The organism is Burkholderia sp. LS-044, from assembly GCF_004803625.1.
GTDB classification, from domain to species: Bacteria; Pseudomonadota; Gammaproteobacteria; order Burkholderiales; family Burkholderiaceae; genus Burkholderia; species Burkholderia cepacia.
Genome location: NZ_SSWO01000008.1, coordinates 198,285 through 222,557, shown reverse-complemented (window position 1 = coordinate 222,557; position 24,273 = coordinate 198,285). Strand labels below are relative to the sequence as shown.

Here is a 24,273-nt window from a genome sequence, read left to right as displayed (position 1 = left end):
ACACGGAGATCCGCCCCATGCCGACCGCCCTGCCCGCCCGTCTCGAATCCGGCCGCAGCTATCCGCTCGGCGCGACCTGGGACGGCCTCGGAACCAATTTCGCGGTGTTTTCCGCGCACGCGCAGCGCATCCAGCTGTGCGTGTTCGATCCGACCGGCCGCAAGGAACTCGCGCGCCTCGACCTGCCCGAATGCACCGACGAGGTGTGGCACGGCTACCTGCCCAACGCGCATCCGGGCACCGTGTACGGCTTTCGCGCGGACGGCCCGTACCAGCCGCAGCACGGCCATCGCTTCAATTCCACCAAGCTGCTGCTCGACCCGTACGCGCGCAAGCTGGTCGGCCAGTTCCGCTGGTCGGACGCGCTGTTCGGCTATCGCGTCCATTCGAATCGCGCGGACCTGTCGATGGACCGCCGCGATTCGGCGCCCGCGATGCCGAAATGCGTGGTGGTCGACGAGGCGTTCGACTGGAGCACCGACCGGCGCCCGCGCGTGTCGTGGCGCAACACGGTGATCTACGAGACCCACGTGCGCGGCACGTCGATGCGCCGCGCCGGGTTGCGCCCGCCCGAACGCGGCACGTTCTCGGCGTTCGCGCATCCCGCGTTCATCGATCACCTGCTGTCGATCGGCGTGACGACGGTCGAGCTGCTGCCCGTCCACGCGTTCCTGCAGCAGCGCGCGCTCGTGAACCGCGGGCTGCGCAACTACTGGGGCTACGACACGGCCGCGTTCTTCGCGCCGGAGCCCGCGTATCTCGCGACGCGGCGGCTCGACGAGATGCGCATCGCGATCCGGCAGCTGCACGCGGCCGGCATCGAGGTCGTGCTCGACGTCGTCTACAACCATACGTGCGAGGGCAACGAGCTCGGCCCGACGCTGTCGTGGCGCGGCCTCGACAACGCGAGCTACTACCGGCTCGTGCCGGGCGACCAGCGCTTTCATGTCGACGAGACGGGCTGCGGCAACACGCTGAACCTGTCGCATCCGCGCGTGGTGCAGATGGTGATGGATTCGCTGCGCTACTGGGCCACCGCGTTCAACGTCGACGGCTTCCGCTTCGACCTCGGCGTGACGCTCGGGCGCGAGGCGCACGGCTTCGATCCCGGCGCGGGCTTCTTCGACGCGCTGCGGCAGGACCCGGTGCTCGCGCAGCGCAAGCTGATCACCGAGCCGTGGGATCTCGGCCCCGGCGGCTACCAGCTCGGCCGCCACCCGCCCGGCTTCGCCGAGTGGAATGACCGCTTTCGCGACACCGTGCGGCGCTTCTGGCGCGGCGACGCGGGCCAGCGGCCGGAGCTCGCCGCGCGGCTCGCCGGGTCGGCCGACCTGTTCAACCACCAGCGGCGCCATACGTGGGCATCGGTCAATTTCGTCACCGCGCACGACGGCTTCACGCTCGCCGATCTCGTCTCGTATTCGGCGAAACACAACGAAGCGAACGGCGAGGACAACCGCGACGGCCGCGACGACAACTGCAGCGCGAACTGGGGCGCCGAAGGGCCCACCGACGATGCCGCGATCCGCGCGGTGCGCGCGCGCGTCGCGCGCTCGATGCTCGCGACGCTGTTCACCGCGCTCGGCACGCCGATGCTGGTGGCCGGCGACGAGTTCGGCCGCACGCAGCACGGCAACAACAACGCGTATTGCCAGGATAACGAGCTGTCGTGGCTCGACTGGGACCTCGCTCACGGCGACGAAGCCGTGACGCTGATGCGCTTCGTGTCGCGGCTCGCCGCGCTGCGGCGCATGTATCCGGTGATGTCCGCGCCGGGTTATCCGTCGGGCGACCGCGACGCCGCACCGGGCATGGCCGAGATCGACTGGTTCGACGAGCGCGGCGCCGCGATGACCGTGCCCGCGTGGCAGGACCGCGAACGCCGCGCGCTGACGATGCGGCGTGTCGGCACGGGCCGCACCGGGCGCACCGAGGCGCTGCTGGTGATGCTGAACGCGTCGTCCGAGACGATCGTGTTCGCGCCGCCCGCGCCGGTGCTCGAATACCGCGTGCTGGTCGACACGGCTACGCCCGACGCCGGCCCGCGCAACTGGCCGGCCGACGGGCTCGACGTCGCCGCGCATGCAGCCGCGATCGCGGTGGCCGCCGTGCCGCCCGACCCGCCCTCCTGAGGACCGCCATGACATCCCGTTCCGACCGTCCAACCGGCACGCACGCGTTCGAATCGTCGTTCGGCGCGACCTGCGTCGACGCCGAACACACGCGCTTCCGGTTTTGGGCGCCCGCCAGCCGCACGGCCGCCGTCGAACTGCACGACGACAGCGAACACACGATCCCGATGACACCCGTCGGCGACGGCTGGTTCGAGACGGTCGCGCCGTGCGGCCCCGGCGCGCTGTATCGCTACCGCCTCGACGACGGTTTCACCGTGCCCGACCCGGCGTCGCGCTTCCAGCCCGGCGGCGTGGACGGCCCGAGCCAGGTCGTCGATCCGGCGTCGTATCGCTGGCGCGACGGCGCATGGCGCGGCCGGCCGTGGCACGAGACGGTGCTGTACGAGTTGCACGTCGGCGCATGCGGCGGCTACGCGAGCGTCGATCGGCGGCTGCCGGCCATTGCCGCGCTCGGCGTGACCGCCGTCGAGCTGATGCCCGTCAACGCGTTTCCCGGTTCGCGCAACTGGGGCTACGACGGCGTGCTGCCGTTCGCGCCCGACGCGTCGTACGGGCGGCCCGAGGAACTGAAGGCGCTCGTCGACACCGCGCACGGGCTCGGGCTGCAGGTGTTCCTCGACGTCGTGTACAACCACTTCGGCCCGGAAGGCAACCTGCTGCCGCGCTACGCGCCCGCCTTCTTCCGCGACGACCGGCGGACCGCGTGGGGGCCCGCGATCGATTTCTCGCACCCGCAGACGAGCGCGTTCTTCATCGAGAATGCACTGTACTGGCTCGAAGAATTCCGTTTCGACGGGCTGCGCATCGACGCCGCGCACGCGATCGGCGACGACGCGTGGCTGCGCGAACTCGCGCACCGCGTGCGGGCGGTTGCGGGCGACACACGCCACCTTCATCTCGTGCTCGAGAACGAACGCAACACGGCAAGCCTGCTCGGCCCCGGCGGTTTCGACGCGCAGTGGAACGACGACTTCCACAACAGCGCGCACGTGCTGCTGACCGGCGAGCGCGACGGCTACTACCGCGCGTACGCCGACGCGCCGCTGCGCCATTTCGCGCGCACGCTCGGCGAAGGTTTCGCGTACCAGGGCGAACCGTCGCCGCTGCACGACGGCGCCGCGCGCGGCGAGCCGAGCGCGCACCTGCCGCCCACCGCGTTCGTCACGTTCCTGCAGAACCACGACCAGATCGGCAACCGCGCGTTCGGCGAGCGGCTGCGCGCGCTCGCGAACGACGACGCGGTGCGCGCGGCCACCGCGCTGATGCTGCTCGCGCCGCCGATCCCGCTGCTGTTCATGGGCGAGGAAGACGGCAGCACGCAGCCGTTCCAGTTCTTCACCGACTACCGCGGCGCGCTCGCCGACGCGGTGCGCGAAGGCCGGCGCCGCGAATTCGCGGCGTTTCCCGCATTCGCCGATCCCGCGCATCGCGACCTGATTCCCGACCCGAACGACATCGCGACGTTCGTCCGTTCGTCGTCGCACCATCCGCCGGACGACAACTGGCCCGATGCGGCCGCGTGGCAGCGCTTCTACCGCAGCGCGCTGACGGTGCGCGCGGTGCTCGTGACGCCGCATCTGCCGGGTGCGCGGGCACTCGGCGTCGACCTGCTCGCGGGCGACGGCGACCCTGCGGCGCTCGTCGCGCGCTGGCGCCTCGGCGACGGCAGCACGCTGACGATCGCGCTGAATCTCGGCTCGCTCGACGCGGCACTGCCCGAACTGCCGGTCGGCAAGATCGTGTTCGAGACGCCGCCGCGCGCCCGCGACCGGCTGACCGATCTGAAACTGCCGCCACGCGCGTGCATCGCGTGGCGGGACGGTGCGGTCAATCACGATGCGCGGCATCATCGCGCGAACGGGCAGAGCCGATCATGACGACCGACGTTTCGATCTCGACCCTCGCGCACGCGGCCGGCCTGGACGCCGACTGGACCGATGCCGGCGGCATCGCGCGGCGGGTGGACGATCGCGCGCTCGCCGCGCTCGTCGATGCGCTGGGCTGGCCGTGCGGCACGGCGGCTCAGCGCGTCGACAGCGCGGCGGCGCTCGCCGGCGGACATGCGGCGGTGCCGCGCGTCGTGACCGGCGACGCGGGCCTGCCGCTGCCCCTGCCCGCCGCGCTCGCGCAACCGGGCGCGCGCTTCCGGATCACGCTCGAAGCAGGCGGACATATCGACGGGCGCGTGGATGCGCACGGCGCGCTGCCGCCGCTCGCGATGCCCGGTTACCACGCGCTCGACGTCGGCGACCGGCGCATCGGGCTGACGATCGCACCGCCGCGCACGCACCCGTTCGACACGCGTGCGGCGGATGCGGGCAACCGCTGGGGCATCGCGGCGCAGCTCTACAGCCTGCGCCGCGCGGGCGACGGCGGCGCGGGCGACTACACCGCGCTCGCGCGGCTGGCCGCGCGCGCGGCGCGGCATGGCGCGCAGGCAGTGGCGATCAGCCCGACGCACGCCGGCTATCCGGCGCTGCCCGCGCACGACAGCCCGTATTCGCCGTCGTCGCGGCGCTGGCACAACGTCGCGTATCTCGACTGCGACGCGGTGCCGGGCGCCGAGGCCGTGCGTCACGTATCCGGTGCGGCAGCCGATGCGCCGCTGATCGACTGGCCGCACGTGCTGCCGCTGAAGCTGCGCCGCCTGCGCGCGTGCTTCGAAGCGTGGCGCGCCGACGACGCCCCGTCGCGCGACGCATTCCAGCGGTTTCGCGCGACGGGCGGCGCGGCGCTCGACGCGCATGCGCGCTTCGATGCGCTGCAGGCGTTCTGCCTCGAACACGGGCTCGGGGCGGACTGGCGGCAGTGGCCGGCGCCGTGGCGCGACCCGGCATCGGCGGAAGTCGACGCATTCGCGCACACGCATGCCGATACGGTCGCGTTCCATACGTTCCTGCAATGGTGCGCCGCGCGCGCGCTCGGCGACGCGCAGCATGCGGCACGCCGCGCCGGCATGGCCACCGGGCTGATCGCCGATCTCGCGGTCGGCTCCGATCGCGCGGGCAGCGACGCGTGGGCGCACGGCGCGACGCTGCTGCGCGGCGTGTCGCTCGGCGCGCCGCCCGACCTGTTCAACGCGGCCGGCCAGGCGTGGGGCGTGACGACCTGGACGCCGGACGCGCTGCGCGCGGAAGGTTTCGTGCCGTTCATCGAGCTGCTGCGCGCGGCGTTCGCGCACGCGGGCGGCATCCGCATCGATCACGTGCTCGGCTTCGCGCGGATGTGGATCGTGCCGGACGGCGGCTCGCCGCGCGACGGCGCGTACCTGCGTTATCCGGTCGACGATCTGATGCGGCTCGTCGCGCTCGAGGCGGCCCGCCATCGGGCGCTCGCGATCGGCGAGGATCTCGGCACGGTGCCCGCCGGGTTTCGTGAACGGCTCGGCGCGCAGGGGGTCGCGGGCATGCGCGTGCTGTGGTTCGAGCGCGACGCGGGCGGCGCGTTCCGGCAGCCGTCCGAGTGGGACCGCGACGCGATCGCGACGACGTCGACACATGATTTGCCGACCGTGGCCGGCTGGTGGCGCGGCGTCGACCTGGCCTGGCGGCAAGCCGCAGCCCAGGGCGCCGCGCAGCACGACGAACCGGACAGGCACGATGTGGCCGCTCCCGCGCCGGACGACGCCAGTGCGCACGATTCCGACGAAATCGTGCAGGCGCGCGGGCACGACACCGCACCGCGCCCGGAAAGCGGCAACGCGGCGCCGCCCGACACGCCCCCCGGCCTTCCCGCCGCGCACGCGGAACGCGCCGCCGAACGCGCGGCGTTATGGCGCGCGCTGCAGCAGGCCGGCTGCGCACCGGCCGGCGCCGCCGCCCCGCCGGCCGATGCCCCGCCGGTCGGCGCGATCCTCGCGTACGTCGCGCGCAGCCCGTCGCCGCTCGCGATCGTGCCGCTCGAGGACCTGCTCGCGCTGGACGCGCAGCCGAACCTGCCGGGGCCGCCGTGCGGGCATCCGAACTGGCGGCAACGTCTGCCGCGCACAATCGACACGCTGTTCGACGCCGACGTGCGCGAACGCATCGCCGCCGTCGTGCAGGCGCGCCGTTCGAGGGAGCGCGGCGCATGACGCCGCGCGCGACGCTGCGGTTGCAGCTTCATGCGGGTTTCACGTTCGACGACGCGGCCTCGCACGCCGACTACTTCGCGCGGCTCGGCGTGAGTCACCTGTACCTGTCGCCGGTCGCGACCGCCGAACCGGGCTCGCGGCACGGCTACGACACCGTGGATTACGGCACGCTCAATCCCGAACTCGGCGGCGAAGCAGGTTTCAATCGGCTCGTCGACGCGTTGCGCGCGCGCGGCCTCGGCGTGATCGTCGATATCGTGCCGAACCATATGGGCGTCGGCGGCTCGTCGAACGGCTGGTGGAACGACGTGCTCGAATGGGGCCCCGCCAGCCCGTACGCGCGCCATTTCGACATCGACTGGCACCCGCCCGATCCGGCGCTCGACGGCAAGGTGCTGCTGCCGTGTCTCGGCATGCCCTATGGCGACGCGCTTGCAGCCGGCGACATCACGCTGGGCGCCGACCCGGCCAGCGGCCGCTTTTTCATCGCGTGCCCCGGACGGCAGCTGCCCGTGGCGGCCGCCACCCATGCCGACATCCTGCGCCTCGCGAACCGCGCGGACCTGAACGCGCTCGCCGAACGCTTCGACGCCGCGCCGGCGCGCGACAGCGCACGGCTGGCCGCCGCGCATGCCGCGCTGCGCGATTACGCGGCCGCGCACGGCCCGCACGCGCTCGACGCGGTGCTGCGCGGCGCCGACCCGCGCGTCGCGCGCTCGCGCACCAGCCTGCACCGGCTGCTCGAACGCCAGCATTACCGGCTCGCGTGGTGGCGCACGGCCGCCGACGAACTGAACTGGCGGCGCTTCTTCGACATCGCGACGCTCGCGGCCGTCCGCGTCGACGACGACGCGGTGTTCGACGCCGTTCACGCGCTGCCGTTGCGCCTGCACGCGGCCGGGCTCGTCGACGGCATCCGCGTCGATCACGTCGACGGCCTCGCCGATCCGCGCGCCTACTGCCGGCGGCTGCATGCACGACTGGCCGCGCAACGCAGCGCGCCGCCGTATGTCGTCGTCGAGAAAATCCTCGCGCCGGGCGAATCGCTGCGCACCGACTGGGCCGTCGCCGGCACGACCGGCTACGACTTCATGAACGACGTCGGCGCGCTGCTGCACGACCCGGCCGGCGCCGAACCGCTCGCCGCGCACTGGGCGGCCGTGTCGGGCTCGTCGCGCACGTTCGCGCAGGAAGCGCTCGACGGCAAGCGGCGCGTGCTGATGCGCCAGCTCGCCGTCGAGCATGCGCGCGCCGCGCGGCTGCTGCACGGGATCGCGCGCGCGTCGCCCGCCACGCGGGACGTCAGCCTGATCGCGATTCGGCGCGTGCTGGGCGAACTGGCGGTGCGGCTGCCCGTGTACCGAATGTATCCGGCTCCGCGCGAGGAGCCGGCCGATGCCGACCGCCGCGTGCTCGCGCACGCGTACGAAAGCGCGTGCGCGGCCGTCGATCCGGCCGACCGGTTCGCGCTCGATCGCGTCGCCGCGTGGCTGGGCTTGCCGGCCGCACGCGTGCCGCGCGCGAACGCCGACGCGCTGGCCGCGGCGCGCGTCGCGTTCGCGCAGCTCACCGCGCCGCTCGCCGCGAAAGGCGTCGAGGATACGGCCCACTATCGCTACGGCCGGCTGCTGTCGCGCAACGAGGTCGGCGCCGATGCCGGCGACTTCAGCCTGTCGCGCGGTGCATTCCACGCACGCAACCGGCGCCGCGCGCGCACCGTGCCGCACGGGCTCGTCGCGACGGCCACGCACGACCACAAGCGCGGCGAGGACGCGCGTGCACGGCTCGCGGTGCTCAGCGAGATCCCGGACGCATGGCGCGCGGTATCGCTCGACTGGAGCGCGCTGAACCTGCCGCACCGGGGCCGCGCGCATCGCGATCTCGCGTGGGCGCCGGGGCCGGCCGCGGAGGCGATGCTGTACCAGACGCTCGTCGGCTGCTGGCCGCCGGCACTCGCGCCCGACGATGCGGCCGGGCTCGCCGGACTCGCCGCACGCGTCGCGCAGTGGCAGACGAAAGCATTGCGCGAAGCGAAGCGGCACAGCGACTGGCTGGCGCCCGAACCGGACTACGAGCATGCCTGCGAAACATTCGTCCGCGCGATCCTGACGCCGCGCGGCGCCGGCGATTTCGTGCACCGGCTGCATGCGTTCGTCGCACGGATCGCACCGGCCGGCATCGTCAACAGCCTGACGCAGACAGCGCTGCGGATCGCGTCGCCCGGCGTGCCCGACCTCTATCAAGGGACCGAGTGCTGGGATCACTCGCTCGTCGATCCGGACAACCGGCGCGACGTGCCGTTCGACGCACTGGCGGCCGAACGGGTCGACGATCCGGTCGCGTCGTACCTGCCGGCCTGGCCCGACGCACGCGTGAAACGCGCGCTGATCGAGCGGATGCTCGCGCTGCGCGCGCGGTGGCCGGCGACGTTTGCGGACGGCGCGTACGTGCCGCTACGCGTGCGCGGCCCGCTTGGGCGACACGCGGTGGCGTTCGCGCGGTGCGACGCGGCCGCCACCGTGGTGATCGTCGCGACACGGCTCGCGAGCCGGTTGCTGGGGGAAGCGCCCGGGATGCCGCGCGTGGCGCCTGCGCAGTGGGGCGATACGGCGGTCGTGCTGCCGCGCGGAATCGCGGGGCCTTGGATCGACTGGCTGAATGGTCGGGACGCGATCGATGCGCCCGACGGGGTACTGGCGCTACGCCGCTGCCTGGCGGGATTGCCTGTTGCGGTGCTCGTGGCGGCGTGTGCCGGCGGTTGAAAGCTGCCCGGCCCTGCCGGTGCGTGTCGTACCTGGCACACCGGCGATCGTCAATCGAATCGACCGAACGTCGGCGACCTTGCGCAAGTGCCCAAACGCGATTGCCCCGTCACGACCACTCTTCCGGTGGCATTGCGCCGCCGTCGTCCTCCCATAGCGGGTTGCCCTTCCTGTCGCCGTCGTGCGCGGCCACGGGCCCGCTTGAGCCGCTCGTCCCGCTCGAGCCGCTTGAGCCACCTGAGCCACCTGAGCCGCGCCCGGCCGGCCGACGCGCGTCGCGCGACGCCGGCTTGGCCGCTCGCACGCGTGGGCGCGTCGGCGTCACCGTGTGCGGATCGCCGCTGCGGCGCGCGTCGGTCGCGCTCGTCTCGCTCGTTTCGTTCGTCTTGTTCGCCTGTCGTGCATTCGAAGCCGCGTTCATCTTCGTCTCCCCTGTCATGAAAACCGGACGAACGATCGCCGCAATTTCGGTGCCGCCGCCGGGCAAGCATCTTGCTGATCACGTTCATGCCGAACCAACGTCCGGAGGAAGCCATGCCGACCGACCGCAACCCGCCGCCCGCCACGCGCCATCGGCTCGGCGAATGGATGGCGCGCGAAGAAGCCCACATGGCCGCGTTCCGCGAAGGGATCGCGGCGGAGGCCCGCGCGCATGCCGGCGACCGGTTGCGCACGCCGGCCGTGCAGGCGCTCGCACGGCTGTTCGACGACCATGCCGTCCTGCGCATGGGCCTGACCCGCGCAATCGACGAGGCGCTCGACGCGGGCCTGCGGCTCGGCTACGCGTCGATCGGCGAGCTGATGACGGTGCTCGATCACCTGATGACCTATACGCCCCCTTTCAGCGAAGCGAGCCTGATCGTGTGCCCGATCAACGCGTTCCTCGACTGGCCGATGTGCATGCCGTCGGGCCATGCGGTGTTTCGCGACGCGACCGTCAACGCGCACCTGAAGCGCGTGCTGAACGTGTGGTGCGACTTCCTCGGCGGCCCGCATTCGCGCACGCATCTCAACACGTCGGCGCCCGACGGCTGGTTCTGCGACGCAGCGTGCAGGCGCCTCGGGCTGTCCCAGTTCGAGTATCGCGACGACCAGCCGCACCTGGGCTTCGACTCGTGGAACGACTTCTTCACGCGACGCTTTCGCGACGGCGCGCGCCCGGTCGAGGCCCCCGACGATCCGCACGTGATCGTCAGCGCATGCGAGGCCGCGCCGTACCACACCGAATCGAAGGTGAAGCTGCGCGACACGTTCTGGGTCAAGGCACAGCCGTATTCGTTGCGCGACCTCTTCACGCCCGCATGGCTGCCGCTCGCCGAGCGCTTCGTCGGCGGCGACATCTACCAGGCCTACCTGAGCGCGTACAACTACCATCGCTGGCATGCACCGGTGCGCGGCGTCGTCACGCACGCGTACCGTGTCGACGGGACCTACTACTCGGTCGCGGAGGCAGAAGGCGCCGATCCGGCCGGGCTGAACGACTCGCAGGGTTACATGACGGCCGTCGCCACGCGCGCGGTGGTCGCGCTCTCCTGCGACGACCCCGGCATCGGCACCGTGGCAGCCGTGTTCGTCGGGATGGGCGACGTGTCGTCGTGCGTGATCGACGTCGTGCCGGGGCAGCGCGTCGACAAGGGCGACGAGATCGGCTACTTCCAGTTCGGCGGATCGACGTACTGCCTGCTGTTCGAAGCCGGCGTGATCGACCGCTTCCTGCCCGCGCCGCCGTTCGACGGCCGGACACCTGTCGTACCCGTGAACGCGGGCGTCGCGATCGCGCGGTGAACGCCGCGCGGCGCCGCGCATCACGCGTCGTTCAGGTCGCTCAGGTCGGACACGTCGGTCGCGACCCCGTCATGCCGCTGCACGCACTTCAGGACCGACAGACCGCCGGCCGTCAACACGGGCCGACGCTCGCCGGACGTGTCGTCGCGCTGCATCTCGATCAGGCGTTGCTCGACGAGGGCGACGACGTCGTCGCGGTCGATCTGGATCTGTTCCGGCGCGTGATGCACCAGGAACAGCACGGCAAATTCATGGGCGGTCAGCATGCTCGTTCCCCGTCTGCGGCTACGTGCGATGCGACGAACGGGTCGCATCGGCATGCGGCGCGAATCGTGCGCCGGCAACAGGCCATTCATGCAGGGAACATGCCAGTCGACGCCACGCGAACCGCACCGCGCGCCCGGCGCGCGGCGCGATGTGGCACCGGGCAACGCCTGCGGCGCGCGGCAAAGTTTTCAATGGCGTGTAATGCGGTTGGCCGGATGGCCTGATGGCTGGATGCGGCGCGGAACGACGCTTCGGGAAGCGCGACGGAGGTCAGGACTTCCCCGGACCAAACAGCCCGGCCCGCGCCCGACCGCCCGGCGCACGGAAATAACCGCTATGCAGCACCACGTCCGCCCCGCCGCCGTCGGCCAGCACCTCCGCGCACGCGGCCTCGATGCGCGCGCGGCCGCGTTCGAACGCATCGCGCAGGTCGGCCTCCAGCGCGGACTGCGCGCCGAAATGATCCTCCAGCGCCTCGACCGTGATCGCGCAGGTCTGCGGCACGCCATCGACGTCGACGACGAAACTCAACTGCAGCGCCGCTCCGTCGAACACGGGCGGCGTGTCGGTCAGCGTCACGCGGCGGGCGGCATCGGCCGGCATCGGCTTACGCCCCCCGCGACGCAAGGCGCTCGACCAGCGCGCCATTGAACGCGGGCAGGTCGGCGGGCTTGCGGCTCGTGATCAGGTTGCCGTCGCGCACGACCTCCTCGTCGACCCACTTGCCGCCCGCATGACGGATATCGTCCTGCAGGCTCGGCCAGCTCGTCATCGTGCGGCCCTCCACGAGCCCGGCCGACACGAGCAGCCAGCCGCCGTGGCAGATCGCCGCGATCGGCTTGCCGGCGCCGACGGCCGCCGTCACGAATTCGCGCGCGGCCGGCAGCATCCGGATCGCGTCGCCGTTCACGACGCCGCCAGGCAGCACGACCGCGTCGTAATCGCCTTCGCGCGCGTCGTCGAACGTGCGGTCGACCTTCACGCGCTCGCCCTTGTCGACGTGCCGGAAACCCTGGATCTCGCCGCGCTTCTGCGAAATCACGTCGACCTGCGCGCCCTCGGCGGCGAGCGCGCGCTGCGGCTCGACGAGTTCGGCTTCCTCGAATCCGTCGACCGCGAGGATGGCCACCTTGCAATGCTCCAGCCTGCCGCTCATGAACGTCTCCTTCGGATGGGCGGCACACGTCGTGCCGCATCGGTCGTGCAGCAATCGGCGTGCCGGCCGCGGAGACCGCCGTACGCGCACGTGCAGGGTCGCACCCGCTCGCATCGCGACACCGGCCGGGGAACGACCCGCGATCGCATCGAGGCCGGCCCATTCGACGTCGCCGCGCGCCCGGCTGCAAAGATTTCAACGGGATGTAATCGGATGCGGCACGTCGACCCGCAACGATTACTGCAGGTGCCGCGCCGCATCGAGCATCGCGTCGGTCAGTTCGATCGTCAGCGTCAGGTTTTCGTCGGTGTCGGGCAACTGATCGAGCGTCTGCTGCACGGCCTCGTGCAGCATCGCATGCACCCGCGTGCGTGCGCCGTCGTCGAGATCCGCGTAATGCTCCATCGTGTCGCAGTCGAGCGCGAGCACGACCGAATACCGCGCCACCTCGGGCGGCGCCTCGAGCACATTCGCCCACGCCGCTTGGAACATGACCCTGCCCGTCGCGACGTCGACATGAACCGTCGTGTCGAGATCGTCCACGTCGAGCGCCTCGCCGTCGATCTCGTCGTTCTCCAGCCAAATCCGGGAATTCGATTGCATGATGTCCTCCTGCGTGGTGGCCGCGCGCCCGTCCCGGGAAACCGCGCCGTCATCGCCCCGCGCGACCGGCTTCGGATCGGTTGCCGGCTTCATGGCGTGTGCTCCGTGGTGATGACGCGGTAACGGAAATGCCTGCTCGTGCCGTCCGGCAACGCCGTTCCAGCAATGCCCATGCCGACGTCCGCCCCCGCCCGCGGCGCGGCACGCGGATTGCGTCGCCCGTCTCCGCAGGACCATCCCTCGACCCCATACGGAGCCCCGTCACATGCCTTCCGCTTCTGCTTCCCACGCACACGGCAAGCGCCTCACGCGCCGTCCCGGCCGCGCCCGCAGCGCCGATCCGGCACACCGCAAGCGCTGGTCGGGCGAAGTCACGCAACGCAGCGACGCGCTCGACATCGAGCCCGACATCTTCAAGTCCGACGATCCGGCGGCGATCGCCGCGTCGCTGAAGCGTTCGGCCGAACACAGCCGCCGCCGCAAGGCGTCGCCGTTCCAGTCGGCGATGTCGATGCTGAACTTCTACGTGAACCGCGCGGGCCGCAACCTGCCGAAAACGCGCCGCACGACGCTCGAACGCGCGAAACGCAAACTGCGCGAGGCATTCGGCCGCAAGCCCTGACGGGTTGCGCGTCCGCCTTCCCCGCCGGCCCCGAACCCGCGCATGCACGAGACGCTCTGGTACCTGATCATCGGCGCGGTGCTGCTCGGTATGGGCGTCGCGACGTCGGCGCTGCGCCACCTGCCGTGCAGCACCGCGATGATCTATCTCGTGCTCGGCGTCGCGCTCGGCCCGGCCGGCGCCGGCCTGCTGCAGCTCGACCTCGAACGCGACGCGCCGTTGCTGCGTGAAATCGTCGAAATCGCGCTGCTCGTGTCGCTGTTCGCGATCGGGCTGCGGCTGCGCGTGCCGCTGACCGACCGGCTGTGGCTCGTGCCGTGCCGCCTCGGCTTGCTCGCGATGATCGTCACCGTGCCGCTGCTCGCCGCGTGCGCGGTGCTCGCGCTCGGGCTCGGCTGGGGCCCGGCGCTGCTGCTCGCGGCGATCCTCGCGCCGACCGACCCCGTGCTCGCGCACGACGTGCAGGTGCACGACCCGGGCGATCGCGATCTCGTGCGCTTCGCGCTGTCCGGCGAAGGCGGGTTGAACGACGGCATCGCCTTGCCGTTCGCGCTCGCGGGACTCGCACTGTGCGGCACGCGCGACGCGACCTACGGGCTCGCGCCGCTGTCCGGCGCGTTTGCGCTCGTCGCGCTGTGGGGCATCGCGGGCGCGGCCGCGATCGGCGGCGCCCTCGGCTGGGCGACGACGAAACTGATCGGCTGGCTGCGCACGCGGCACGCGCAGGCGCTCGGGCTCGAAGGCTTCTTCGCGCTCGCGCTGATCGTGCTGTCGTTCGGCGCCGCGCAGCTCGCGCACACGTTCGGCTTCGTCGCGACGTTCGCGGCCGGTGTCGCGATGCGCCGCGTCGAGCACCGTGCGAGCGGCGACCGCAGGCCGCGTGAAGTAATCGGCCAGATCGATTCGGAAGACGTCGTCGCCACCGAGAAGCATCCGGAGAAGGCGCACGCGTTCATGGCCGAATCGGTGCTCGGCTTCACGATCGAACTCGAACGGATCGCGGAAGCCGTCGTGATGACGATGGTCGGCAGCGTGCTCGCGACGCTGCCGGGCCCGCTGCTCACGTGGGGGGCGGCCGCGCTGGCAGCCGTGCTGTTCGTCGTCGTACGGCCGCTCGCGGTGCTGGTCACGCTCGCCGGTTCGCGTGCGACGCAGGCGCAGCGTCGGCTGATGGCCTGGTTCGGCATTCGCGGGATCGGCTCGTTCTACTACCTGCTGTTCGCGATCGAGCACGCGCCGTCCGGCGCGGTGCGCTCGCTGGCGGCGCCGGTGCTGGTCGTCGTATCGGCGTCGGTGATCGCGCACGGGATCTCCGCGACGCCGCTGATGAACTGGTATCACCGGCTGCAGCATCGGCGCTGACGGGTTCACGTTTGCGCCCCGAGCCGCGCACGCATCGACGCCGTGATGCGCTGGCGCGTGTGCGCATAGCCTTCCCACGGGTCGCGTTTCAGCGCGTCGAGCCGTGCGCGCAGCGTGTCGATCGTCCATTGCGCGCCGCCCGTCGTAGCGGGCACCTCGTCCCATTCGAGCGGCACCGACACGCCCATGCCGGGCCTCGCACGCAGCGAGTACGCGGCGATCGTGCTCGCGCCGCGGCCGTTGCGCAGGTAGTCGACGAAGATCCTGCCTCGCCGGTGGCGCGGCCCCATCGTCGCGGTGAAGCGCTCGGGCAGCGTAGCGGCGACGTGCTGCGCGACCGCGCGGGAGAAGTCCTTTACGTCGTCCCAGCCCGCATGCCGCGTGAGCGGCACGACGACATGCAGCCCCTTGCCGCCGCTCGTCTTGCAGAACGACACGAGCCCCAGTTCGTCGAGCAGCCCGCGCACGATCTGCGCGGCGTCGATCATCGCGCGCCACGGCAGCGCCGGATCGGGATCGAGGTCGAACACGATCCGGTCGGGCCGCTCGATGTTCGACGCGTGCGCGTTCCACGTGTGCAGCTCGATCGTGCCCATCTGCGCGGCGCCGAGCAGCGCGTCGACGCTGTCGATCGACAGCAGCGGGCCGTGGCCGGGATCGAGTCCCGCGTGCTGCCTGACGAACGGGATTTCCCGGCGTTCCGCATGCTTCTGGAAGAACAGTTCGCCGGCGATGTCGCCCGGCGCGCGCACGAGCGACACGGGCCGGCCTTTCAGGTCGGGCAGCAGCCACGGCGCGACCCACAACCAGTAATGCGCGAGGTCGATCTTGCGCGTGCCGCTGCGCGGGTCGAGCACGCGATCGGGATGCGTGATGCGCACGCGGCCGACGTGATCGACGCCGGGTTCTCCGGGCGCGCGGCCGGCGGACGCATGCGTTCGCGCGCGCGGCCGGCGGTCGTGCCCGGTATCGGTATGCGGTGCATGCGGGTGGTTGTCATGCGGGTTGCCGTGCGCTGCCTGGGGTTCGTCCATCGTCGTCTCCGATTCGGTATGGCGCGGCACCTCGCGGACGATCTGCCGCGCCGGCTTGTCTTCGCGCAGCGCGATGAACGATGCCTGCCGCACGATCCCGTCGCCCGTCCATTCCGCGAATTCGCATTCGGCGACGAGCGTCGGCTCGACCCAGTGCACGCGCGTGCGCGACCGTTCGCGCGGCGGCGGGTCGAACGGCGTCGTGTCGCGCTCATGCTTGCGCAGCATTGCCGCGAGCCGGTCGAGCAGGCGCGTGTCGAACCCGGTGCCGACGCGGCCGACATAGCGCAACGGCGGCGTGCCGCGTGACCGCTTGCCGCCCGCGTCCGGCGCATGGACGCCGAGCAGCAGCGCGCCGAAGCCGTGCCGGCTGCCCGCCGGCTCGGTGTAGCCGCCGATCACGAACTCCTGCCGCCGCCGGCATTTCAGCTTGATCCAGGCGGGCGAGCGGCCGCCGCGATAACGCGACTCCGCGCGCTTGCCGATCAACCCTTCGAGCCCCGTGTCGCACGCGTGCGCGATCAGCGGCACGACGTCGTCGCCGAGGTCGGGTGAAAAACGCAGCCTGGCCGGATCGCTGCCGGCGAGCAGCGGCTCGAGCAGCGCGCGACGCGCGGCGAGCGGCACGTCGCGCAGGTCGTATCCGTCGAGAAACGGCAGGTCGAACACGAACAGCGTCACCGCGTCCGAGCGGCCCGCGCCGAGCGCGTTCTGCAGCGCCTGGAAATCGGGCAGGCCGTTCTCGCCGAGCACGACGGCCTCGCCGTCGAGCCATGCGTTGTCGACCTCGAGCGCGGCGAGCGCATCGCGCTGCGCACGCAGCTTCGCGGTCCAGTCGCGGCCTTCGCGCGTCATCAGCGTGACGTGCCGCCGCGCGCCGCGACCCGCGATCCGCGCAAGAATCCGGTAACCGTCGAATTTCACTTCGTAGCGCCAGTCGCCGTGCGCGGGCGGCGCATCGACCAGCGTCGCGAGTTGCGGCGCGATGCGCTCGGGCAACGCCGCGTGCACGGCGCCGTCCACGCGAGACAGGTCAGCCAACGAGTTGCCCGCGTCGCCGTCGTGCGTGCCCGGCGCGTTGCCGTGGCCGCGCCGCGCGGCACGCGCAGGGGGCGGCTTTTCGCCGTTCCCCTTCGTGCGCGCGGCCTGCGTGTGCCCGTCATGCACGCTGCCCTGCCGCTGCGCGACGACATCGAACGCCGCCGCATCGCGCGCGTCGTCGTCGCGCTCCTTGATCAGCAGCCATTGCTCCTGGCGCCCCTGCTGCCGCCCGCTGCGCACCAGCGCCCAGCCGCCGTGCAGCTTCGCGCCGTCGAGCCGGAACGTCAGCTTGCCGGCACGATAGCCCGCGCGTGCCTGCGCGACGCCGCCGTCGGGTGTCCACGTTCCTTCGTCCCACACGACGACCGAGCCCGCACCGTAATGTCCGGCCGGAATCTCGCCTTCGAACGACGCGTATTCGAGCGGATGGTCCTCGACGTGCACGGCCAGCCGTTTCACCGCCGGATCGACGCTCGGCCCTTTCGGCACGGCCCACGATTTCAGCGTGCCGTCGAGTTCGAGACGGAAGTCGTAGTGCAGCCGCCTCGCGTGGTGCTCCTGGATCACGAAGCGCAGCGGCCGGGCCGTGCGCGCGGACGTTCCCGCCTTCGGCGACTGCCGCGCGTCCGCGTCGGCGGGCGCGCGCCGCCGCGCGTGCGCGCCCTCGGGTTCCGGCGTCGCGTCGAAGCGGCGTTTGCGGCGATAGGGGTCGAGTTTCGCGGCCATCGCGTCGTTCTCCGTTGCGCGATCATGCGGCGTGCTTGCGGCGCGCGGCGATCTTCTTCGCCGGGTGCGCCACGGCCGTGCCGTGCTTCGCGGCCGCGCGTTTCGCGGGCGCCTTCGCGGCACCCTTTTCTGCACCCTTCGCGGCCCCTTTCGTCGGCGCTTTCGCAGCCGGTTTGCGCCGCGCACCGGCGGCACGCGAAGATGCCGGCGCCCCGGCATCCGCCTCATCGTCCGCTTCGGCTGCCCGCGCACCGCCGCCCTTCAGGCTGCGCTTCAGCAACTCGGTCAGGTCGACGACGTTGGACGCCGCGCGCCCCGTCTGCGCGGGCCTGTCCTCGATCTCCTCGATCCGGCCCGCGCGCACCTTGCGTTCGACCAGGTCGAGGATGTCGTCGCGAAACGTGTCGTGATACTCGTCGGGTGTCCACGAACCCGACATGTCGTCGATCAGCTTCTTCGCCATCGCGAGTTCGCGCGCACTGACGCCCGCGCGCTTCGCATCGCCGGCCGGCACCGACAGTTCGTCGAGCGGGCGCAGCTCCTCCTGCCAGCGCAGCGTATCGAGCGCGAGCAGCGGCCCGACCGGAATCAGCGCGCCGAGATGCTGACGGTCGCGCATCACGACGTGCGCGATGCCGATCTTGCCGCTGTCCTTCAGCGCATCGCGCAGCAGCGCGTAGACCTTTTCGCCCTTGCGGTCCGGCACGAGGTAGTACGGCGTGTCGAGATACAGGAACGACACGGCGCCTTCGTCGACGAACGTGACGATGTCGACCGTCTGCGTCGATTCGGGGTTCGCCGCGCGGATCTCGTCGTCGGTCAGCACGACATAGCGCTCCTTCTCGTACTCGTAGCCGCGCACGATGTCCTCGCGCGTGACTTCCCTGCCGGTGCGCTTGTTGATCTGCCGATAGCCGACCGGGTCCATCGAGCGCCTGTCGAGCAGGCGGAACGACGGCTTCACCGTACGCGTGGCCGGGAACAGCTGCACGGGCACGTGAACGAGCCCGAAGCTGATCGCGCCTTTCCAGATCATCCGTGCCATCGAGGTCCTCCTTGCGGCGTGTGTGGTCCGGCGAAAGTCACGGCCTGCGGCAGCGGCTGCGCCGCACGATGCTGACGTGGCCGTTGCGCTCCAGGATTGCCGCATCGACGTCGGACAGGTCGGTCGCGCCGAGCGCCTGCCGCACGCTTTCGCGGATGTCGGTCGGCGTGAGCAGCGCGGCACGCATCTGCGCGTCGTCGAAGCGGCCGTTGCGATACACCTCGCGCTCGACGCCCACCAGCAGCCGCTCGAGCCGGCGCGAGCGCACGCAGGCCCAGCCGATCGCGCGATGCAGCAGCGCGATCGCGAACGACGCCGCGACGGTCGCCACGAACGGCGACGCACCGACCACCGCGCGGCTCAGGATCGCGCCGAGCAGGATCCCGACCACGTAGTCGAACGGCGAACGCTGGCCGAATGCGCGCCGCCCGGCGATGCGGATCAGCACGAGCGCGACCAGGGACACGACGATCGCACGCAGCGCCATCTGCCCGGGGCCGAGCATCCGGCCCTGTCCGAACAGCGCGACGACGATGTCCATGATCGCGCGGCGCTAGGCCGGCAACTCGGCGGCCTGCTGCTCGCGCGCCCACACGCGATGGCGGCCGAGGTGGTCGGACAGCGTATTCAGGATCGCATCGAGATCGACGGCCTGCCCGACGCACACGCCTTCGGCCGGGTCCGGCAGATGCGCGGCGCTCAGCAGTTGCCGCCCCGACCCGACGGCCGCGATCGGCTTCAGGTGCTTGAACGCCTCGCGCACGAAGTGCCGCGCGTCGGCGCTGTGCGCGAGGTCGCGGCCATCGCCGTCGCCGCCGCACACGAACACCGCGTCGAACATCACCGACGGCATCCCGGCCAGCGTCGCCTGCGGCACGATGCTGCCGATCGGCGCGAGCGTCGGCGCGACGATCGTCGGCACCGCATGCGCGCCCTGCAACGCGTCGCGCACTTGCTCGACGAGCGCCTGGCTCGCACCCGGCGTCGCGATCAGCGCAATCTTGCGCGAGCGGATACCGGGCTTCGAGCGGCCGATCAGGCTCAGCGCGGGCGAGCGCTGCGCGACGGCAGGCGTCGCCCCCGGATGCGGTGCGGGCAGCCCGAGCCGTTCGGCGACCTGCGCGGCCAGCCCCGCGTCGAAGCGCGCGATGATGTCGTTGACCACGCGCTCGCGAATCCGCGGCTGCGTCACCTTGCCCAGCTCGAAGCAGTACGCGTCGCGGATATGCCGTTGCTCGATCTCCGTCATGCTCTGGTAGAACAACGCGGCCTGCGAGAAATGATCGGCGAACGATTCGCTTCGCACGCGCACCTTCTCGCCTTCGAGCGGCTCGTGCACGGTCTCGAAGCCGCCGCCCGACGGCGCCGGCGGGGTCTCGCGGGGCCAGCCGCCGCTCGTCGAATTCGGCTCGTAGGACGCCTGCCCGACGTTGATCGTCTGCCGGTGCATCGCGTCGCGCTGGTTGTTCGCGAACGGGCACACCGGCCGGTTGATCGGGATCTCGTGGAAGTTCGGGCCGCCGAGCCGGCTCAGCTGCGTATCGGTGTACGAGAACAGGCGCCCCTGCAACAACGGATCGTTCGTGAAATCGATGCCCGGCACCACATGGCCCGGGTGAAACGCGACCTGCTCGGTTTCCGCGAAGAAGTTGTCGGGATTGCGGTTCAGCGTCATCCGGCCGATCGGCCGCACCGGCACGCACTCTTCCGGCACGAGCTTGGTCGGGTCGAGCAGGTCGAAGTCGAACTGGCCCGCATCGGCCGGATCGATCATCTGCACGCCGAGCTCGAACTCCGGATAGTCGCCGCGCTCGATCGCCATCCACAGGTCACGCCGGTTGAAATCCGGATCGTGGCCGGCAATCCGCTGCGCCTCGTCCCACAGCAGCGAATACGCGCCGCTCACGGGCCGCCAGTGGAATTTCACGAAACGCTCGGCGCCGTCCGCGTTCACGAAGCGGAACGTATGCACGCCGAAGCCGTCCATCGCGCGAAAGCTCGCGGGCAGCGCGCGGTCCGACATCAGCCACAGCACCATGTGGGTGGCCTCCGGCACCAGCGACACGAAATCCCAGAACGTGTCGTGCGCGGACGCGCCGGTCGGCATCTCGTTCGGTGCCTCGGGCTTCACCGCATGCACGAAGTCGGGAAACTTGATCGCGTCCTGGATGAAGAACACCGGCATGTTGTTGCCGACGAGGTCGTAGTTGCCCTCTTCCGTATAGAACTTCACCGCGAAGCCGCGTACGTCGCGCACCGTGTCCGCCGAACCGCGCGGGCCCTGTACCGTCGAGAAGCGCACGTACACCGGCGTTTCGGCGGCCGGGTCCTGCAGGAAAGCGGCCTTCGTATAGTCGGCCATCGGTTCGTAGACGCGGAACACGCCATGCGCGGCCGAGCCGCGCGCGTGCACCACGCGTTCCGGAATGCGCTCGTGATCGAAATGCGTGATCTTCTCGCGCATGATGAAGTCTTCGAGCAGCGACGGGCCGCGCGTGCCGCCGCGCAGCGTGTTCTGGTTGTCGGCTATCCGCACGCCCTGGTTGGTGCGCAACGCTTCGTGGTCGGGCCGCGAACGGTGTTCGTCGAGCTGGCGCGACTTCACGCTGTCGGTCGACTGCGCGGGCGCGGTCCTGCCGGCTGATGTGGAACGGGTCATCGAAAGGTCCTCGTGGCATTCGGGTGGGCAGCCGCCACGCAAACCGCCGCGCCGCGGCGCGCGGGCATGCGGACGGCAGCAAAAACCGGCACGACGGGCCGCGACCGCGCCCGCGACGCCGGCTGCGAATTCAGGGCGCGGCCAGCGCCGCGTCGAATTCGGCGCGCGTCACGTCGAGCGTCACGCTGCATTCGATCGCGGCATCCTCGACGCGCGGCTTGCGCTCGTCCACCGCGCGCCGCGCGCGGTCGCACAACTGCGTGCGCACGCGCAGCCGGTCGGCCGCGTCGAGCAAAACGTAGCGATCGACGACGTCGGGATCGAACCGCAGGTCGACCGCGCAACGCCATTCGCGCGCGTCCTCGTCGGACGGCACGCGCACCCACGACACCTGGATCGTCAGGCCGCCGGATGCGTCGTCCGCGTGCACGACGATGGTCGACTGCGACGGAAAGCCGATCGCGAGCGCATGTTCGAGTTCGGCCACGCGCTGCGACCGGTCGGGCGCGGCACTCATCGTCGCACGACGCCCAGCAGCAGCGTGACCAGGAAGATCACGACGAAGATGTAGAACAGGATCTTCGCGATCTCGGCCGCGCCGGCCGCAATCCCGCCGAAGCCGAACACGGCGGCGACGATCGCGATGATGAAGAAGATGATGGCGTATCGAAGCATGGAACCCTCCTGGATGACAGCGGTCGTCACCAAACGTCGTCGTCGGTCACGCATCGTGCTTGTGTTTCGGTTTGCCGCGTACGGGCGTGGAAGCCATTATCTCGAGCTCTTTCTCGCTCATCGACTCGGCCATCGACTTCGCCGGCGGTTTGAGGTCCTTCATCTTCGTTTCACCGCGCTTCGCCGACAGCGCCGCGCCTGCGGCACGCTGCTGGGCCTGGGATTTTGCTGGCATGGTTGCACTCCTGTCGTGGGTGGATGCGCGGGCCGACACGACGGGCGGCGCCGCGCGCGGTCGAAGATCGGTTCGGCGGGCAAGCCGTCACGTCACGCGGCATCGCGACGCCGCAGGTCGGCCGCCGGAATCTTCATCGCCTGCCGATACTTCGTCACCGTACGACGCGCAAGAAGAATGCCGCGGCCCGCGAGGTTCTCCGTGAGCGCGACGTCGGACAGCGGATCGGTATGCCGCTCGGCCGCGATCATGTCGCGGATCAGCACCTTCGCCGCCGACGCCGAGCACACGCCCTTGCCGGCCGCCTCGAGCTTGCGCGGGAAGAAATGCTTGAACTCGAACGTGCCGTGCGGCGTGGCCATGTACTTGTTGCCCGTCGCGCGCGACACGGTCGATTCGTGCAGGTCGAGCTCTTCCGCGATGTCGCGCAGCACGAGCGGCTTCATCGCGATCTCGCCGTAACGAAAGAAATCGCGTTGCCGCGCGACGATGCATTCGCCCACGCGCTGGATGGTGTCGAAGCGCTTCTGCACGTTGCGGATCAGCCAGCGCGCTTCCTGAAGCTGCTGGCCGAGCGGCGAATCGCGCTCGCCGCTCGACTGCGCGAACAGCGTCGCGTAGCGCTCGTGCAGGCGCGCGCGCGGCAGCACGGCCGGGTTGATCGTCACGATCCATTCGTCGCGTACCTGGCGCACGATCACGTCGGGCACCACGTAGTCGCCGCGCGTGCTGCCGTAGTGACTGCCGGGGCGCGGGTCGAGCCCGCGCACCAGCGCGCAGGCGGCGTGCATCGTCTGCGGGTTGCAGCCGAGACGCCGCTGGATCTCCGCCGTCTCGCGGCGGGCGAGCCGTTCGAGATGCTCGCGCGCGATCGCCTTCGCTTCCGCGAGCGCCGGCGTACCGGCCGGAATCGCGTCGAGCTGCAGCACGAGACATTCGGACAGCGAACGCGCCGCGATCCCAGGGCGGTCGAGCATCTGCACGAGCCGCAGCGCGATCGCGAGATCCTGCTCCGACAGCAGCAGCGCCGGATCGGCCGCGACCCGCAGCTCGGCGAGCTCCTGGCGCAGATAGCCGTCGTCGTCGAGCGCGTCGATCACGATGCGCGCGGCTTCGCGATCGCGCCTGTTCAACGGATACAGCCTGAGCGCGTCGTGCAGCTGCTGATGCAGCGACGGTTCGGCGGCGATCCATTCGCCCGGCGACAGGCCGTCCGCATCGTCGCCCTGGCGGTTCGTGCCGCGCGGCGCGGGCGCCGCCGTCAGCGGCACCTCGCCGTCGGGCGGCCGGACATCCTCGGGCTCGGGCGCCGCTTCGGGCGCGACCGCTTCCGCCGGCTGCTCCGGCGCGCCGTCGGCGGCTTCCTCGTCGCCCGGGCCGTCTTCGAGAAACGGGTTCATGTCGAGCGCCTGCCGCAATTCCTGTTGAAATTCGAGCGAGGACAACTGCAGCAGCCGCAGCGACTGCTGAAGCCTCGGCGTAAGTGCCAGATGCTGTCGCATCTGCAACGCAAGCGAGACGGGCATCGAAAGCCTCCTGATTATTCGGTTCGCGTTAGGTCGTCTGCACGACTTACGCAGCTTTCGTGCCAATTCGGCGAAGCGCGTCGCCTCGCAGTTCTCGCGGGTTCGCACCCTGCTTGGACGCTGGCCGGGGCCGCTTTTTTACAAGCCCGCGGCAAGTTTTGGGGCACGCCATTCGCTCGTCCGGAAGGGCATCCGGATGTGCCCCCCGAACGCCGCCACCTGCCGTACGTGATGCGTGGAAAACGCTCGATCAGTACTGCATCGGCGGCGGCGTGCCCGGCAACGGCCGGTCGCCCTGCGCACCGTTCGGCCCCGGCGGCGGGACGTCGGCCGGTTCGCCGCCAGCCGCGCCCTGCGGCATCATGTTGCCCGGCGACGGACGCGTGTCGTAGCGCGTATTCGCGTCCGGCATCGTCGTGGTCGACTGCGCGCCGCGGCCATCCGGCGGTGCGGGCGGCGCCCCGTGCGCACCGTAGGGGCCGTTCGTCGGTTGCGTGCAGGCAGCGAGCGCGCACACGGCGGCGAACGCAAGGGCGCCCGCGCGTATCGTCTGGATCGTGTTCATCGA

At 71.1% G+C, this 24,273-nt stretch carries 21 protein-coding genes; 7 read left to right on the top strand and 14 right to left on the bottom strand.

The features are described 5' to 3' along the window. The first annotated feature begins 17 nt into the window (after positions 1 to 17). Genes glgX through treY form a run of 4 tightly spaced genes read left to right on the top strand, consistent with a single transcriptional unit; the run spans position 18 to position 8,969 of the window. On the top strand, positions 18 to 2,132 hold the full coding sequence (glgX, locus tag E9536_RS22070) for a glycogen debranching protein GlgX (RefSeq protein ID WP_059687741.1): 2,115 nt from the start codon (positions 18 to 20) through the stop codon (positions 2,130 to 2,132). Positions 2,133 to 2,140: 8 nt separating this feature from the next. Continuing rightward, a complete protein-coding gene (treZ, locus tag E9536_RS22065) occupies positions 2,141 to 4,012 on the top strand; it encodes a malto-oligosyltrehalose trehalohydrolase (RefSeq protein WP_136470640.1) in 1,872 nt (623 codons plus the stop codon). After that, entirely contained in the window at positions 4,009 to 6,207 is a 2,199-nt protein-coding gene (gene malQ / locus E9536_RS22060) for a 4-alpha-glucanotransferase (RefSeq protein ID WP_136470639.1), read from the top strand. Before treZ ends, malQ begins: the two co-directional genes overlap by 4 nt. Beyond that, positions 6,204 to 8,969: a malto-oligosyltrehalose synthase gene (gene treY, locus E9536_RS22055; RefSeq protein WP_136470638.1), complete on the top strand. Its 2,766-nt coding sequence runs from the start codon at positions 6,204 to 6,206 to the stop codon at positions 8,967 to 8,969. The genes malQ and treY overlap by 4 nt, the downstream gene beginning before the upstream one ends. Before the next feature lie 109 nt (positions 8,970 to 9,078). Here the strand turns inward: treY and E9536_RS22050 are convergent, their stop codons facing one another. Next, a complete protein-coding gene (locus tag E9536_RS22050; protein WP_136470637.1) occupies positions 9,079 to 9,390 on the bottom strand; it encodes a hypothetical protein in 312 nt (103 codons plus the stop codon). 113 nt (positions 9,391 to 9,503) lie between these two features. Here E9536_RS22050 and E9536_RS22045 point away from each other — a divergent pair, with 113 nt between their 5' ends. After that, positions 9,504 to 10,754 (top strand): phosphatidylserine decarboxylase family protein, encoded by a 1,251-nt coding sequence (locus E9536_RS22045; protein ID WP_136470722.1) that lies wholly within the window; start codon positions 9,504 to 9,506, stop codon positions 10,752 to 10,754. Between the two features lie 20 nt (positions 10,755 to 10,774). On the opposite strand, the gene E9536_RS22040 is transcribed toward E9536_RS22045, so the two are convergent. The 4 genes from E9536_RS22040 to E9536_RS22025 form a co-directional block, all read right to left on the bottom strand. Continuing rightward, positions 10,775 to 11,020, bottom strand: coding sequence for a hypothetical protein (locus tag E9536_RS22040; RefSeq protein ID WP_027792537.1), 246 nt, complete (start codon positions 11,018 to 11,020; stop codon positions 10,775 to 10,777). Positions 11,021 to 11,291: 271 nt separating this feature from the next. Further along, positions 11,292 to 11,624, bottom strand: coding sequence for a DUF1488 domain-containing protein (locus tag E9536_RS22035; protein ID WP_059485895.1), 333 nt, complete (start codon positions 11,622 to 11,624; stop codon positions 11,292 to 11,294). 4 nt (positions 11,625 to 11,628) lie between these two features. Continuing rightward, positions 11,629 to 12,177: a type 1 glutamine amidotransferase domain-containing protein gene (locus E9536_RS22030; protein WP_027792535.1), complete on the bottom strand. Its 549-nt coding sequence runs from the start codon at positions 12,175 to 12,177 to the stop codon at positions 11,629 to 11,631. 237 nt (positions 12,178 to 12,414) lie between these two features. Further along, positions 12,415 to 12,780, bottom strand: coding sequence for a hypothetical protein (locus E9536_RS22025; RefSeq protein ID WP_060350149.1), 366 nt, complete (start codon positions 12,778 to 12,780; stop codon positions 12,415 to 12,417). Between the two features lie 265 nt (positions 12,781 to 13,045). On the opposite strand from E9536_RS22025, the gene E9536_RS22020 reads away from it, so the two are divergent. Together E9536_RS22020 and E9536_RS22015 are read left to right on the top strand one after the other, a co-directional pair. Then, a complete protein-coding gene (locus tag E9536_RS22020; protein ID WP_021161217.1) occupies positions 13,046 to 13,402 on the top strand; it encodes a DUF3175 domain-containing protein in 357 nt (118 codons plus the stop codon). Between the two features lie 42 nt (positions 13,403 to 13,444). Next, positions 13,445 to 14,764 (top strand): cation:proton antiporter, encoded by a 1,320-nt coding sequence (locus tag E9536_RS22015; RefSeq protein WP_027792531.1) that lies wholly within the window; start codon positions 13,445 to 13,447, stop codon positions 14,762 to 14,764. A 5-nt stretch (positions 14,765 to 14,769) separates the two neighbouring features. Here the strand turns inward: E9536_RS22015 and ligD are convergent, their stop codons facing one another. The 9 genes from ligD to E9536_RS21970 all read right to left on the bottom strand — a co-directional run bounded on the left by ligD (position 14,770) and on the right by E9536_RS21970 (position 24,270). Continuing rightward, complete coding sequence (gene ligD, locus E9536_RS22010) at positions 14,770 to 17,565, bottom strand: DNA ligase D (protein WP_136470636.1); 2,796 nt, start codon at positions 17,563 to 17,565, stop codon at positions 14,770 to 14,772. Between the two features lie 22 nt (positions 17,566 to 17,587). Then, positions 17,588 to 18,610, bottom strand: coding sequence for a Ku protein (locus E9536_RS22005; protein WP_136470635.1), 1,023 nt, complete (start codon positions 18,608 to 18,610; stop codon positions 17,588 to 17,590). Between the two features lie 37 nt (positions 18,611 to 18,647). After that, positions 18,648 to 19,151: a YetF domain-containing protein gene (locus E9536_RS22000; RefSeq protein WP_021161221.1), complete on the bottom strand. Its 504-nt coding sequence runs from the start codon at positions 19,149 to 19,151 to the stop codon at positions 18,648 to 18,650. A gap of 12 nt (positions 19,152 to 19,163) precedes the next feature. Continuing rightward, entirely contained in the window at positions 19,164 to 21,269 is a 2,106-nt protein-coding gene (gene katE, locus E9536_RS21995; protein WP_136470634.1) for a catalase HPII, read from the bottom strand. 130 nt (positions 21,270 to 21,399) lie between these two features. Continuing rightward, on the bottom strand, positions 21,400 to 21,786 hold the full coding sequence (locus E9536_RS21990) for a DUF3022 domain-containing protein (protein WP_060194496.1): 387 nt from the start codon (positions 21,784 to 21,786) through the stop codon (positions 21,400 to 21,402). Beyond that, positions 21,783 to 21,944, bottom strand: coding sequence for a DUF1328 family protein (locus E9536_RS21985; RefSeq protein ID WP_027792525.1), 162 nt, complete (start codon positions 21,942 to 21,944; stop codon positions 21,783 to 21,785). Before E9536_RS21985 ends, E9536_RS21990 begins: the two co-directional genes overlap by 4 nt. Positions 21,945 to 21,990: 46 nt before the next feature. Beyond that, complete coding sequence (locus tag E9536_RS21980) at positions 21,991 to 22,179, bottom strand: DUF3008 family protein (protein WP_136470633.1); 189 nt, start codon at positions 22,177 to 22,179, stop codon at positions 21,991 to 21,993. A 92-nt stretch (positions 22,180 to 22,271) separates the two neighbouring features. After that, positions 22,272 to 23,705 carry an RNA polymerase factor sigma-54 gene (rpoN, locus tag E9536_RS21975; RefSeq protein ID WP_134319380.1) on the bottom strand — a complete coding sequence of 478 codons (1,434 nt, stop codon included), beginning with the start codon at positions 23,703 to 23,705 and terminating at the stop codon, positions 22,272 to 22,274. Positions 23,706 to 23,955: 250 nt separating this feature from the next. After that, positions 23,956 to 24,270, bottom strand: coding sequence for a hypothetical protein (locus tag E9536_RS21970; protein WP_059693374.1), 315 nt, complete (start codon positions 24,268 to 24,270; stop codon positions 23,956 to 23,958). Positions 24,271 to 24,273: the final 3 nt, after the last annotated feature.